Genomic DNA, 12,636 nt, shown 5'->3' with positions numbered 1-12,636 from the left:
GCCCAGACGCTCAGTCGCGGAAAGGGGGACACGAAAAAGCGCCGGCCTGTTCGGCCAGCGCGAGTCGGAGGTCACCACGAGACGGCGCGGGGCGGACCCCGCGCCGGGAGAAACCGGCCTCAGCCGGCCTTCTTGTTGAGCGAGACCGCCACGAACCGGGTCTGGCCCTTGCCGCTCTTCACCCGCATCAGCACGGCCTTGCGCCCGCTCGACTCGGCCGCTCGGATCTGCGTCGCCACATCCGACGGACGGGCCACGCTCTGGCCGCCGACGTCGAGGATCACGTCGCCCGCCTCGATACCCTTGGCGGCCGCCGGGCCGTCGGGATCGACCTGGACCACCGCGACGCCCTGATCCGACAGGCCGACATCGCCGGCCGGGGCGAGCTGCAGGCCGAGCCGCGGCTGGCCGTTGCCCGAGTCGTCGTCGCGGCTCGCCATCTTGGTGCCGTCGGTCGGCATCGTGCCCAGCGTCACCGTGGCGGTGTCGGTCTTGCCGCCGCGCAGGTAGCTCAGCTCGACCTTGGCGCCCGGCTTCAGGCCGGCGATCTTGCGCGACAGCTCGCGGGCGCTGTCCACCGTGTCGCCGTTGACCTTCTCGATCACGTCGCCCGCCTTCAGGCCGGCCTTGGCCGCCGGGGTGCCGTTCTCGGCGTGGTCGACCAGGGCGCCCTTGGCCTTGTCGAGGCCCAGGCCCTCGGCGATGTCCTGCGTCACGGGCTGGATCTGGACGCCCAGGTAGCCGCGGGCGACCTTGCCGTCGGTGCGGAGCTGGTCGACCACCGCCTGGACGGTCTCGGCGGGGATCGCGAAGGCGAGGCCGACGCTGCCGCCCGACGGGGACGCGATGGCGGTGTTCATGCCGACCACCTCGCCGTTGACGTTGAAGGTCGGGCCGCCCGAATTGCCCTTGTTGATCGGGGCGTCGATCTGCAGGAAGTCGTCGTACGGGCCGGCGCCGATGTCGCGGCCGCGGGCCGAGACGATGCCGGCGGTCACGGTGCCGCCGAGGCCGAACGGGTTACCGATCGCCACGACCCAGTCGCCGACCTGCGGCGCGGCCTTGCCGAACTGGACGTACGGGAAGTTCGAGCCCTCGGTGATCTTCAGCAGGGCGACGTCCGTCTTGGAATCCTTGCCGATGACCTTCGCGTCGAGGGTGCGTCCGTCGTCCAGCGTCACCTGCACGGTCTTGGCGTGGTCGACCACGTGGTTGTTGGTGACCACGTAGCCGTCGGCCGAGATGATGAAGCCGGAGCCGACAGCGCCGCGCGGGCCCTGATGCTGGGGCTGCATCCCGCCGGGTCCGTTCTGGCCGAAGCGCTTGAAGAACTCGCGCAGCTGCGGCGGCACGTTCTGGAGGTTGCGCCCCTGGCTCGGACCGTCGTCGTCGTCGCTGCTCGCCGAGTCGTCGAGCTTCACCTTCACCGAGACCACGCCCGGCTTCACCTTGTTGACGATGCCGGCGAACGAGCCCGGCGGGTGCTCGGGCGCCTCGATCGGCGACTTGGGCAGAGCCTGCGCGTAGGCCGGGGTCGCGGCCGGCAGATAGCCGCTGCCGACGGCACCGCCGGCGATCAGCGCGGCGGCCGCCACGGAGGCGAGGGCGCGGCGCGAGGTGCGGCCAGTGGGACGGGTCTCGGTCATGGGGGGTCTCAACCTCTCGGGACTGATCGGGACGACGCCGGCGGTCGCGGCCGTCGATGGGATCTGTCTAAGGGGCGGCGCCTGACCCGGGCGTGGCGATCAAATTACCGTTTGGACAGGTAGCCGAGCGCTCGCGGAGCCCCAGCGCGATCGCGGCGCGTGACCGAGACCGGAGGTCCGACGACCCGGCGCGGGTTGGGCCGGATCCAGGCTCGTGCTGTCCGGCACCCCCGTTTCCGGGAGTCGATCTTAAATACCGCTCAGTTCGGCGGGCCGGCGCAATCTCGATGCCGCCAGATCCGAGTGTGTAGGCAGAGGAATCGACAATGAAGGTGCTGTTGGCAGCCGCCATGTTCTTCGGGTCGACTGTCGGCGCGCTGGCGGTCGAGTCGTACGCGGATTACCGTGATTACTTCGACGCGAAGCCCGTCGTCGCAAGTCGCGCGCCGCGCAGCGTTTCCGAGAGAACGTACAGCGTCGATACGCGCCGCCCCGGAGATGAGCGCGTTGCGAAATCGGCGGCCAACTTCCGGCCCGGCTACTGGAACCAGTCGGGCGGCTACGTTCCACCGGACTATTCCCTGCATCCGCGGGGCGCGTCGCAGGACGGCTTCTGGACCCCGAACGACGCGTCCGCCGCCAGTTGGGGCGGGCCGCGGGCGTTCACCGGAACCCTCGGCACCCGACGCTGACGGGCGAGCCTCCGGGGCCGGGTCACCCCCGGGGCGGGCCTGACACGTCGGAGTGCTCCCGGACGGGCGCTCAGTCCCCGCTGAGCCGGACCAGAGCTTCCTCGATCTTCGCCAGCCGCGCCGCCTCGCTCTCGCGGCGCTCCCGGTTCTCCTCGATGATCTCCTCGGGCGCGCGGGCCACGAAGTCGGCGTTGCCGAGCTTGGCGTCGATCTTCTTGATCTCGCCCTGCGCCTTGCCCTGCTCCTTCTTCAGGCGCGCGACCTCGGCCGCGAGGTCGACCACGCCTTCCAGCGGCAGCGCGGCGACGCTCCCGCGCACCAGGAGCTGGACCGAGTTCCTCGGCGGCGTCTCCGCGAAGGTGATCTCCGACAGTCGGGCGAGGCGCAGGAGCGTGTCGCGCCACGCCTCAACCCGCGCTCTCACCTCCGGGGCGGCGCCGACCATCACCAGCGGGATCTGCGCGCCGGCCGGGACATTGGTCTCGGACCGCGCCGAGCGGATCTGGCTGACGAGATCGACCACGAACCCGACCTCGGCCTCCGCGGCCGCGTCGGCGAGGCCGCCGAGGTCCGGCCAGGCGGCCAGGGTCAGCAGTCCGCGCTCCGGCAGGTCGGCGCCCTTGATCGCCCACAGCTCCTCCGTGAGGAACGGCATGAACGGGTGGAGCAGCTTGGCGACCTGATCGATCAGGAACGCCACGCACGCCTGCGTCTCGGCCCGGATCGCGGGATCGACACCCTCGCCCTGGAGCACCGGCTTGGCGAGCTCGAGATACCAGTCGCAGAAGATGTTCCAGACGAAGCGGTAGGCCACCGCCGCCGCGTCGTTGAAGCGGAAGGCCTCGAGGGCGCCCGCGACCTCGTCGACCGCGCGGGCCGCCTCGGTGAGCGCCCAGCGGTTGATCGCGCCGGTGGCGGAGCGCGGGTCGAAGGCCGGGTCCAGGCGGCAGCCGTTCAGCTCGGCGAAGCGGGCGGCGTTCCAGAGCTTGGTCGCGAAGTTGCGGTAGCCCTGGACACGGTCGGTGGACAGCTTGATGTCGCGGCCCTGGACGGCCAGCGCGCAGAGGGTGAAGCGCAGGACGTCGGCGCCGACCTGATCGATCAGTTCCAGCGGATCGACGACGTTCCCCTTCGACTTCGACATCTTCGCGCCCGACGCGTCCCGCACCAGGGTGTGCAGGTAGACCGTGTCGAAGGGCGCCCGGTCGGTGAGGTGCAGGCCCATCATCATCATCCGGGCGACCCAGAAGAACAGGATGTCCTTGCCGGTCACCAGGGTGTTGGTCGGGTAGAAGCGCGCGAGTTCCGGGGTCGTGTCCGGCCAGCCCAGCGTCGAGAACGGCCAGAGCGCCGAGGAGAACCACGTGTCGAGGACGTCCGCGTCGCGGGTGAGCGCGACCGGCCGGCCGTGCTGCGCGTCGGCCGCCGCCTGCGCCTCGGCCTCGCTCTCGGCGACGAAGATGCCGCCGGCGTCGTCGTACCAGACCGGGATCTGGTGGCCCCACCAGAGCTGGCGCGAGATGCACCACGGCTCGATGTTGGTGAGCCACTGGAAGAAGATCTTCTCGTAGTTCTCCGGCACGAACTTGGTCTGCCCGTCGCGCACCGCCTGGAGGGCGCGCTCCGCGAGCGGCTTGACGTTCACGTACCACTGGTCGGTCAGGTAGGGCTCGATGACCACGCCCGAGCGGTCGCCGTGCGGGACCGCGTGGGTGTTCGGCTCGATCGCGCGCAGCCGACCGCGCGCCTCCATCAGCGCCACCACCTCCTTGCGGGCCTGCGCCCGGTCGAGGCCGTGGAGCGCCAGGGCCTCCGGCTCGGGCGCGACGCTGTCGAGGAACTCGGCGTTGCCGTCGAGCAGCATCCGGCCCTCGGGGTCGAGGACGTTGATCAGGCCGAGCCCGTGGCGGCGGCCGACGTCGAAGTCGTTGAAATCGTGGGCGGGCGTGATCTTGACCGCGCCCGTGCCCTTCTCGGGATCCGAGTAGGTGTCGGCCACGATCGGGATCAGCCGCCCGACCAGCGGCAGGCGCACGCGCTGGCCGACGAGCGCGGTGTAGCGCGCGTCCTCGGGATGGACCGCGATGCCGGTGTCGCCCAGCATCGTCTCGGGGCGGGTGGTGGCCACCGTGATGACGGCGCCGGTCTCGCTGCCGGCCTCGTCCACCACCGGGTAGTCGAAGTGCCAGAGATGGCCCCTGGTCTCGACCTGCTGGACCTCCAGGTCCGAGATCGCGGTCTGGAACTTCGGGTCCCAGTTCACCAGCCGCTTGTCGCGATAGATCAGACCCTGCCGGTGCAGGACGACGAAGGTCTTGAGCACGGCCCGGCTCAGCCCCTCGTCCATGGTGAAACGCTCGCGGGACCAGTCGCAGGAGGCGCCGAGCCGCTTCAGCTGGTTGACGATCGCGCCGCCGGATTCCGCCTTCCAGGCCCAGACCTTCTCGACGAAGGCCGCGCGGCCGATCTCGCGGCGGCCGGGCTCCTGACGCTCCATCATCCGCCGCTCGACCACCATCTGGGTGGCGATGCCGGCATGGTCCGTCCCCGGCTGCCAGAGCACGTCCTTGCCGCGCATGCGCTCGAAGCGGCAGAGGATGTCCTGCAGCGTGTTGTTGAGGGCGTGGCCCATGTGCAGGGAGCCCGTCACGTTCGGCGGCGGGATCACAATGCAGTACGGCGGGGCCCCGGCGCGCTCGGGCCGGCCGGCACGGAAGGCGTCCGCCTCGGCCCAGGCGGCGGAGATCCGCGCCTCGACGGAGGTGGGCTCGAAGGTCTTGTCCATCATCGCGGGTACGGGCCGGCGCTTGTCCAAACGGGGGTGGCCCCGCTTTCGACCGTCACGCCGCTCCCGTCAACACGCGGACGGCGGCCCGCGGCCGCCGTACCCAGGCCGCCGGCTCAGCGGCCGCGCGACACCCGCTCGATCTCGGCGCGCACGAGGCGCTCGACCACGGCCGGGAGGTTGTCGTCGAGCCAGGATTTCAGCATCGGCCGGAGCATCTCCTTGACGAGATCCTCCAGGGTCCGGGCGTTCTGCGTCAGCACGGTGTGGGCCAGCAGGTTGAACGCGCCGCTGACGCTGGCATCCGTGGCCGGAGAGACCAGGGCCTCGGGCTCCGGCTCGGGCGCGCGGGCGGCCTGGAGCACGGGCTGCGGGGGCGGAGGCGGTGGGGGCGGCGGCTCCGGGGCCGGCTCGGGCTCGGGCTCGGGCTCGGGCTCCGGTTCGGGCGCGGCGGTCACCGGGTCCTCGAAGTCGATCGCGTCGAAGTCGAGCAGGTCCGGGGCCGGCTCGGGTTCCGGCTCCGGCTCGACGACGCGCGGGCGCATCACCGGCTCGGCGACCTCCGCGAGGTCGAGCACGTCGTCGGGCTCCGGAGCGGGCGCCGCGACCTCGGCCGGCTTGGCGGCCTGATCGTCGGCGATGATCCTCCGGATCGACGCGAGGATCTCTTCCATCGAAGGCTCGTGCGCCTTATCGGCAGCCTTGTCCTGGAATTTCGAGTCCGGGATCTTGGGGCTTGCTGCACTCATCGGCAGGCGCACTCGGGCATGGGAGACTGGAAAGCGACCCGAATGGATCGATGTTCAATCAGTATTCCATGCCGTTTCGTGACGGCAAGCGCGCCCACAACACACTCCCCGTGGAAAAGCCGTCAGCGACCGTCCGGGGTGCGCAGGCCGAACCAGAGATCCTTGACCTGATCGTAGTGAACCTTGGCGCTGTAGTATTCGACCGGGAGCGCCGTGAAGCGCGCGGTCAACTGTCCGATCGCCTGGACCACCCCGTAGGAGAAGATGACCCGGTCACGCTGGGCGACGATGAGGTTCACCCGGGAATTCAGCAGTTCCTGCTGCGCGTTGAGCACGTCGAGGGTCGTGCGCTGGCCGACGCGCGCTTCCTCGCGCACGCCGTTCAGCGCCACCTCGTTGGCCTGGACCTGGGCCTGGGCGGCGATGACCTGCGCCTTGGCGGCCTCGAGCCGGCCCCAGAAATCGACGATCTGGGCGCGGACCTGATCGCGGATCTGGTCGACCTGGATGCGGGCCTGGCCGACCGACTCCTTGGCCTGCCGGATCTGCGCGTAGGTCTGGCCGCCCTCGTAGATCGGGATCGAGAGCCGTCCGCCGACGAAGCCGACGAAGAAGCTCTGGTTCGGTCCGTTCTGGTCGTAGAGCTGGCTGAGCGAGCCCTGCAGGCTGAGCTGCGGGGCGAGCTGGCCTTCCAGGACTTTCACCTGGGCCTCGCTCGCGTCGACGTTGTGGATGGCCGAGACGACCTGCGGGTGCTCGCGCAGGCCGACGGCGATCGCCTGATCGAGGCTGCGCGGCACGAACCGGTCCAGCGGCCGACCCGGCGCGAGCTGGCGCGGCTCGACGCCGATATTCTGCCGGTAGACGCCGATGCTCGTGCGGAGGGTCGATTCGGCCTGGGCGACCTGCGATCGCGCGCCGGCCAGTCGGGCCTCGGCCTGCGCGACGTCGGTCCGGGTCACCTCGCCGACGTTGAAGCGGTCCCGGGTCTGGCGGAGCTGCTCTTCCAGAACCTCGACGTTGTTCCGGTTCAGCTCCAGCGTCGCCGTGTTGCTGAGCACGTTCATGTACGCCTGGACGGCGCTGTACAGAACCGACAGCTCGGTGAAGCGCAGGCTCTCGCGCTGGCTGTAGACCTGCGACTCCGCGCGCCGGACCGTGTTGTCGGTCTGGAAGCCGTTGAAGATCGTCTGCGTGACGTTCAGGCTGGCGGAGCTCGGCAGGTAGGTGGTGCGCGTCGTCCGCCGGGAGGTGATGACCTGGCTCGCGATGTCGGAGGTCGCGCCGCCGGACAGGCCCTCGCCGCCGGTCGCGGATCCCGCCGCCCCGGCACCTGAGGTTCCGATGCCGGTGGTGCCGCCCGCGGTCCCGATCCCCGTCGTCCCGATCCCCGTGGTCGTTCCGGTCCCGGTCGTCCCGGCGCCCGCCGTTCCGCCCAGGCCGCCGCCCGTCGTCCCGAGGGCCGATCCGGCGGTGGTCGCGGCCGTGCCGCCGGTGGCCGCCGTCGCGACCGTGCTGGACGAGCGCGTCTGAAGGTACTGGACGCCGATCGCGGCGTTGACGTTGACGGTCGGCCGGTAGCCCGACTGCGCGATCGCCACGTTCTCGTCGATAGCGCGCACGCCCGCACGGCTGGCGTTCAGGCTCGGATTGCCCTGATAGGCCTTCGCGAGAGCGCTCTCCAGAGTCTCGGCCGATGCCGGCATGGCAGCCAGCATCGCGAGTCCGGACACCATCCCGGCCAGGCGGAACGTCGGGCAACTCGCTGGTGGACGTCGTGTCACGATGAACAAGCCCTTGCGGTCTCTTTCGGTCCGGAAGTCCGAGACGAAAACGGCCAAGGTACGGCGTTTCGCTCGTCTCCGATCAAGCCCGCCCCACCGTCACGCTTAGCGCAAACCGGGCGCTTTGGCTCGCCTCGGTGCGGGTCTGGCGGCGGAATGTGCGGCGTTGGGGCATTAAGGTGACACACCCGGCGCGGACAGCGCGGCACGCGAGCGAATTGAGTTGTTAAGTCGCATAAATACGCTCTTCCAAAGACTATTGCCGGCGTGCAGCCACGCGAGACTTGGGGGCCGACGCGTCGCCCCCGGCCGGGCAGGGTGGCCCGTTCCGCGGCTGGCCCTGCGGTCGACACCGGTCCGCGCCTAGTAGCGGTCCATCCCGCCGCCGCCGGCGTCGGGCTCCAGATCCAGCGGTCCCTCGGGCGCGGATTCCGGCTCGGGTGCGCGGCGCGCCCGCGCCGGCGGCCGCGGCTTCGGCGCCGGCCCTGCCAGCGCGGCCGACGGGTTCGGTTTCGGCGCGGCGCTCGGGGAAGCCGGCTGCCCGCGGGTGCCGCCGGGCGGCCCGGGCGGGCCGGGCGGGCCCATGGCCCCCATCAGCCCCGGTGCGCCGGCCATGCCGATGGGGCCGCGCTCGCCCGGCGGGCCCGGCGGTCCGGCGACGCCCTCCGCGCCGGCTGGCCCCTGGGGTCCGGGCGGCCCGGGCGGTCCCATCGCGCCCCGCTCGCCGGGAGGCCCGGCCTCGCCCCGCGGACCCGTCTCGCCGCGCGGGCCGGCCGGGCCGGCGAGCCCGGGCGCCTGCGGCCCCTGCTGGCCGCACTCGCCGACCACGATGCTGCGGGTCTGTTTCGGCGTCCGCAGCGTCGCGATGCAGGTGGCCGGATGATAGACGACGCGAAACTCGAAATAGCCGCGGCTGTCGGTCCGGTGGGGGAACTGGCCGTCGAGCGTGATCTCCACCCCCGGATCGTCGGCGTAACCGATGATCCAGAGATCACCGCCGGTGATCTTGGCGGCCTCGATGCGCATGTCCGCCGCCCGCGCCGGCAGCCCGCAGGCGGCCGACAGGGCCAGCATCGAACACAGCGCCCAGCGCTCGCGCCACAGGCGTTTGGCAGATCTCATGGCAGGTCACGCAGTCTTTTAGACGGTCAGAATGCCATAGCCCGCAAACTAAGCAATAAATTGCGGAGAAAGTTGGATGTGGAAAAGCGCGGCCGGTCGAAGGCCGTAGTCCGAAATGGGTATTCGAAGGGCGCGCGGCGGGGCCTGTAGCGTGACCGCGCTGGACCCGGTCAGGCGTGTGCGGACCGGGCCGGCAGAGGAGTGACGCGGACCGATTCACCGGTCACCGCCGCGCGAGCGCCCCGGGCCGCATTCGGACCCGCGGTGGAGGGTTCTGCCGTGGACAACGACGATCCGCCCTGGGACACGGACCCGCTCTGGTACGACCGGACCGAGTCCGGAACGCCGCCGGGACCCATCCTCGAGGCGCTGGCCTGGCTGTTCCTGCTGGCGATCGCCGGGTGCGCGGCGCTCGTGTTGCTCTACGGGATGCCGGACCGCCTGTGGCGCGCGGCGGCGCGCCGGCTGGTGCGCCGCGATCCGGCGGATGCCGGGCGGTTCTGAGCGGAGCGCGCCGGCACCGGCTCAGGCCGCGGCGATGCGCGTGCTGAGCAGGGTGGCTTCCAGATCTTCCACCGGCATCGGGCGGCCGAGATGGTAGCCCTGCAGGAACGGGCAGCCCATCGCCTGCAGGATGTTCAGGTCCTCGGCCGACTCGACGCCTTCCGCCACCACGTCGAGCCCGAGCAGCCGGCCGAGGCCGAGGACGGCGAGGACGAGCCCGCGCTTGTCGTCGCTCGCCCCGAGGCCGGTGACGAAGCTCCGGTCGATCTTGATCCGGTCCGCCTTGAGCTGGCGCAGCGAGGAGAGCGACGAGTAGCCGATGCCGAAATCGTCCAGGGCGACCCGGATACCGGCGCGGGACAGCGCCTGCAGCTTGCCCTGCACCGCGCCGATGTCGAGGGCCGTCTCCTCGGTGATCTCGATCTCCAGCATGGTGGGCGGCAGGCCGAGGAGGTTCAGGCGCCCGATGACGATCTCGTCCACGGGGACCTGCGCCATCTCCCGGGGTGAGACGTTCATCGCCACGCGCACGCCGCTCAGGCCGCGGCGATGCAGGATCTCCAGCATCGCGCAGACCTGCTCGAGGATGTAGCGGAGCAGCGATTCGGTCAGGCCGGCCATCGCGGCGGCGGCGATCAGGTCCGGGGGCGCGATCCAGCCGAGCCGCGGATGCTCCCAGCGGATCAGGGCTTCCAGCCCGACCAGGGTCCGGCCATCGGCCGCGTAGATCGGCTGGAACCAGACCTTCGGGGCGTTCTCGACCAGGGCCTGCGACAGGTCGCGCTCCAGGTCCCGCCGCATCTGCAGCCCCTCGCGCAGGCCCGAATCGAACACCCGGTAGCGGTTCCGCCCGGCGGCCTTCGCGGCGTAGAGCGCCTCGTCGGCGCAGCTCAGCATCTCGGTGAAGCTCGGCTCCGCGCTCGCGTGGACGCCGATGCTGACCCCGAGGCGGCCCGCGTCGAAGCCGTCGAACGGCTGGGACACCGCGGCGATGAGGTTCGCCGCCATGACGTCGTCGGGCACGCCCGACGTCACGGGATCGTACAGCACCGCGAACTCGTCGCCGCCCAGCCGGGCCGCGAGACCGTTCTCCGGCAGCGCGTCCTTCAGCCGGCGCGCCACCTCGACGAGCACCCGGTCGCCCGCCTTGTGGCCGTAGACGTCGTTGACGAACTTGAACCCGTCGAGGTCGAGCATCAGCAGGCTGAGGGTCCCGGTGCGGAGCCGGTTCTCCGTCGCCTGGAGGAAGCCCGCGCGGTTCAGCAGGCCGGTGAGATCGTCGTGCGTGGCGCGCCACCGCATCTCGTCCACGAGGGCGCTGGCGCTGGCATGGGCCTCGGCGCGGGACCGGGCGAGGGCGTGGGCCTCGTTCTTGAGCCGGCTCGCCTCGCGAAACACGGACTCGCTGCGGAACGCCGTGTGCGTCAGGGCGAGGAAGTAGAGCAGCACGCAGGCCGCGAGGCAGTTCCGGTCGAAGTCGCCGGCATAGGCGAGGCAGGCCACGACGGACAGCAGCGGCAGGGCGATGAAGGCGAGGGGGATGCGCGCGTACGCGATCCCGTGCGTCACCGCCCCCGCGGTCACGCCGCAGGTGATGGTCAGGTAGAACAGGGTCTCGGCGGTCGTGTAGCCGTCGCACAGGAGCGGCTGGCAGGCCCAGACCAGTCCGGAGAGGAACGCCGCGACCGTGAAGACGCGCAGGTGCCGGTCGACGGAGCGCGCGGCGGCCGCGGCCAGGCTCGGCGTCATGTCGGCGGTCAGCGCCAGGCCGAGGCAGGGGATCCGGCAGAGGGCGATTCGCAGGAGGTTGACGCTGGTCGACGCCGCGAACCAGATGGCCCCCACGGTGCCGTGCCCGCTCCTGTAGGCGACGAGCATGCTCGCCACGCCGAGCAGCATGTTGACCGGGATGGCCGCCAGCACGCTCCCGCGCATGGCCTCCAGCTGATCCCGCCGGATCAGCGCGCCCCACCTCGGATCTGCAGGGTCGAGAGATTCACCGGAGCCGGGTGAGCCCGGCTCGGATCTCTCCTGGTCCCGAACGATCATCGCACGTCCACTCGAAGATGAGGGACTCATGGCACCGAATCGTAAGATATCGTTGAACGATCAACGCGCGCCGCGCCCGATCCCGAGCTTTTCGCGCGCCGCGCGAAGAGAGACTCCGGGTCGCAAGGCATTCCGGCCGCGTCGCCGCGCACCATATCGGGTCGCGGGCCGCTTCCGGGCCCCGGATCGTCCATGGCCCTGACCCGCGACCTGCTCGATATCCGGACGATCTATCACGAGCCCACTGTCGGCGACTTCCCGCTGGGCCGGGACATCCTGGCGCGCTTTCCCGACGCCGCGCGCATCGTCGTGCCGTCGCACTGGAACATCCCGGGACTCCACGGCAACGCCGGCTCGGTGGAGGATTGGGTGCGGATCAAGCGCTCGACGCTGGTCCTCGGCGTGAAGAAGGGCCTCGCCATGCGCCCCAACGGCCGCAGCGCCCACTTCATCGCGCCCTCGACCTCCAACGGCTGCGCCATGGCCTGCGCCTACTGTTACGTGCCGCGCCGCAAGGGCTTCTCCAACCCGATCTCGCTGTTCGTGAACCTCGAGCAGGCCTGCGCGGCGATCGCCCGCCACGCCGGCCGCCAGGGGCGCCTGCCGGAGCCGGACCCGATCGATCCGGAGCACTGGGTCTACGATATCGGCGAGAACGGCGACCTCTCGGTCGACGCGGCAGTCAGCGACGGCGTGCGCGCCCTGGTCGCGCTGTTCCGCACCCTGCCCAACGCCAAGGCCTCCTTCGCCACCAAGGCCGTCAACCGCGACCTCCTCGCCTACGATCCGCAGGGCAAGACGCGCGTCCGCTTCTCGCTCATGCCGGCGCGGATCGCCCGGATCGTGGACGTGCGCACCGCCCCGATCGCCGAGCGGATCGCCGCCATCGACGAGTTCGTGGCCGCCGGCTACGAGGTCCACGCCAATTTCTCGCCCGTGATCCTCTACGAGGGCTGGGAGGCCGACTGGCGGGCGCTGTTCGCCGAGATCGACGCGACGCTGTCCGACGCCGCCAAGGCGCAGCTCAAGTGCGAGATCATCATGCTGACCCACAACGCGGATCTGCACGCGGTCAATCTCGGCTGGCACCCGAAGGCCGAGGACCTGCTCTGGCGGCCGGACATCCAGGAGGCGAAGGTCTCGGAGGGCGGGGGCACCAACCTGCGCTACCGGGCCGGCTGGAAGAGCCGCTGGCTCACCCGCTTCAAGGCCCTGCTCGCCGAGACGATGCCCTACTGCACGGTGCGCTACGCGTTCTGAGCGCGGAGCGCTGAACTTCCGGCCGCGCGCGGCGTTGGCGCGCCA

The 12,636-nt window shown here is 71.0% G+C and carries 9 protein-coding genes; 3 read left to right on the top strand and 6 right to left on the bottom strand.

All coding sequences use genetic code 11. The features are described 5' to 3' along the window. Positions 1 to 119: 119 nt before the first annotated feature. On the bottom strand, positions 120 to 1,646 hold the full coding sequence (locus BM314_RS07635) for a Do family serine endopeptidase (RefSeq protein WP_091977738.1): 1,527 nt from the start codon (positions 1,644 to 1,646) through the stop codon (positions 120 to 122). A gap of 326 nt (positions 1,647 to 1,972) precedes the next feature. Here BM314_RS07635 and BM314_RS07630 point away from each other — a divergent pair, with 326 nt between their 5' ends. Then, the gene (locus BM314_RS07630; RefSeq protein ID WP_091977737.1) at positions 1,973 to 2,338 is read left to right on the top strand and encodes a hypothetical protein; all 366 of its coding nucleotides are present in this window, start codon (positions 1,973 to 1,975) and stop codon (positions 2,336 to 2,338) included. A gap of 70 nt (positions 2,339 to 2,408) precedes the next feature. Here the strand turns inward: BM314_RS07630 and BM314_RS07625 are convergent, their stop codons facing one another. From BM314_RS07625 to BM314_RS07610, 4 genes are all read right to left on the bottom strand, one after another. Beyond that, the gene (locus tag BM314_RS07625; RefSeq protein WP_091977736.1) at positions 2,409 to 5,126 is read right to left on the bottom strand and encodes a valine--tRNA ligase; all 2,718 of its coding nucleotides are present in this window, start codon (positions 5,124 to 5,126) and stop codon (positions 2,409 to 2,411) included. Between the two features lie 113 nt (positions 5,127 to 5,239). Next, the gene (locus BM314_RS07620) at positions 5,240 to 5,797 is read right to left on the bottom strand and encodes a PopZ family protein (protein ID WP_091977735.1); all 558 of its coding nucleotides are present in this window, start codon (positions 5,795 to 5,797) and stop codon (positions 5,240 to 5,242) included. 197 nt (positions 5,798 to 5,994) lie between these two features. Then, positions 5,995 to 7,590: a TolC family outer membrane protein gene (locus BM314_RS07615; protein ID WP_280142537.1), complete on the bottom strand. Its 1,596-nt coding sequence runs from the start codon at positions 7,588 to 7,590 to the stop codon at positions 5,995 to 5,997. A 429-nt stretch (positions 7,591 to 8,019) separates the two neighbouring features. Continuing rightward, positions 8,020 to 8,778 carry a collagen-like domain-containing protein gene (locus tag BM314_RS07610; protein WP_244534804.1) on the bottom strand — a complete coding sequence of 253 codons (759 nt, stop codon included), beginning with the start codon at positions 8,776 to 8,778 and terminating at the stop codon, positions 8,020 to 8,022. Positions 8,779 to 9,057: 279 nt separating this feature from the next. On the opposite strand from BM314_RS07610, the gene BM314_RS07605 reads away from it, so the two are divergent. Further along, complete coding sequence (locus BM314_RS07605; protein ID WP_091977733.1) at positions 9,058 to 9,282, top strand: hypothetical protein; 225 nt, start codon at positions 9,058 to 9,060, stop codon at positions 9,280 to 9,282. Between the two features lie 21 nt (positions 9,283 to 9,303). Here BM314_RS07605 and BM314_RS07600 read toward each other — a convergent pair whose 3' ends face one another. After that, positions 9,304 to 11,217 (bottom strand): putative bifunctional diguanylate cyclase/phosphodiesterase, encoded by a 1,914-nt coding sequence (locus BM314_RS07600; RefSeq protein WP_175556273.1) that lies wholly within the window; start codon positions 11,215 to 11,217, stop codon positions 9,304 to 9,306. 306 nt (positions 11,218 to 11,523) lie between these two features. Between BM314_RS07600 and BM314_RS07595 the strand changes: the two genes are divergently transcribed. Then, positions 11,524 to 12,591 carry a spore photoproduct lyase family protein gene (locus BM314_RS07595; protein ID WP_091977732.1) on the top strand — a complete coding sequence of 356 codons (1,068 nt, stop codon included), beginning with the start codon at positions 11,524 to 11,526 and terminating at the stop codon, positions 12,589 to 12,591. Positions 12,592 to 12,636 lie beyond the last annotated feature (45 nt).

This window comes from Methylobacterium sp. 13MFTsu3.1M2 (genome assembly GCF_900112625.1).
Taxonomy (GTDB): Bacteria; Pseudomonadota; Alphaproteobacteria; order Rhizobiales; family Beijerinckiaceae; genus Methylobacterium.
This window is presented reverse-complemented; position numbering and strand designations above follow the sequence as displayed.

Coding starts and splice junctions, on each gene's coding strand:
- BM314_RS07635 (WP_091977738.1), bottom strand. CDS start 1,646: ATGACCGAGACCCGTCCCACTGGCCGCACCTCGCGCCGCGCCCTCGCC.
- BM314_RS07600 (WP_175556273.1), bottom strand. CDS start 11,217: ATGCGCGGGAGCGTGCTGGCGGCCATCCCGGTCAACATGCTGCTCGGC.
- BM314_RS07615 (WP_280142537.1), bottom strand. CDS start 7,590: ATGCTGGCTGCCATGCCGGCATCGGCCGAGACTCTGGAGAGCGCTCTC.
- BM314_RS07620 (WP_091977735.1), bottom strand. CDS start 5,797: ATGGAAGAGATCCTCGCGTCGATCCGGAGGATCATCGCCGACGATCAG.
- BM314_RS07630 (WP_091977737.1), top strand. CDS start 1,973: ATGAAGGTGCTGTTGGCAGCCGCCATGTTCTTCGGGTCGACTGTCGGC.
- BM314_RS07625 (WP_091977736.1), bottom strand. CDS start 5,126: ATGATGGACAAGACCTTCGAGCCCACCTCCGTCGAGGCGCGGATCTCC.
- BM314_RS07610 (WP_244534804.1), bottom strand. CDS start 8,778: ATGAGATCTGCCAAACGCCTGTGGCGCGAGCGCTGGGCGCTGTGTTCG.
- BM314_RS07595 (WP_091977732.1), top strand. CDS start 11,524: ATGGCCCTGACCCGCGACCTGCTCGATATCCGGACGATCTATCACGAG.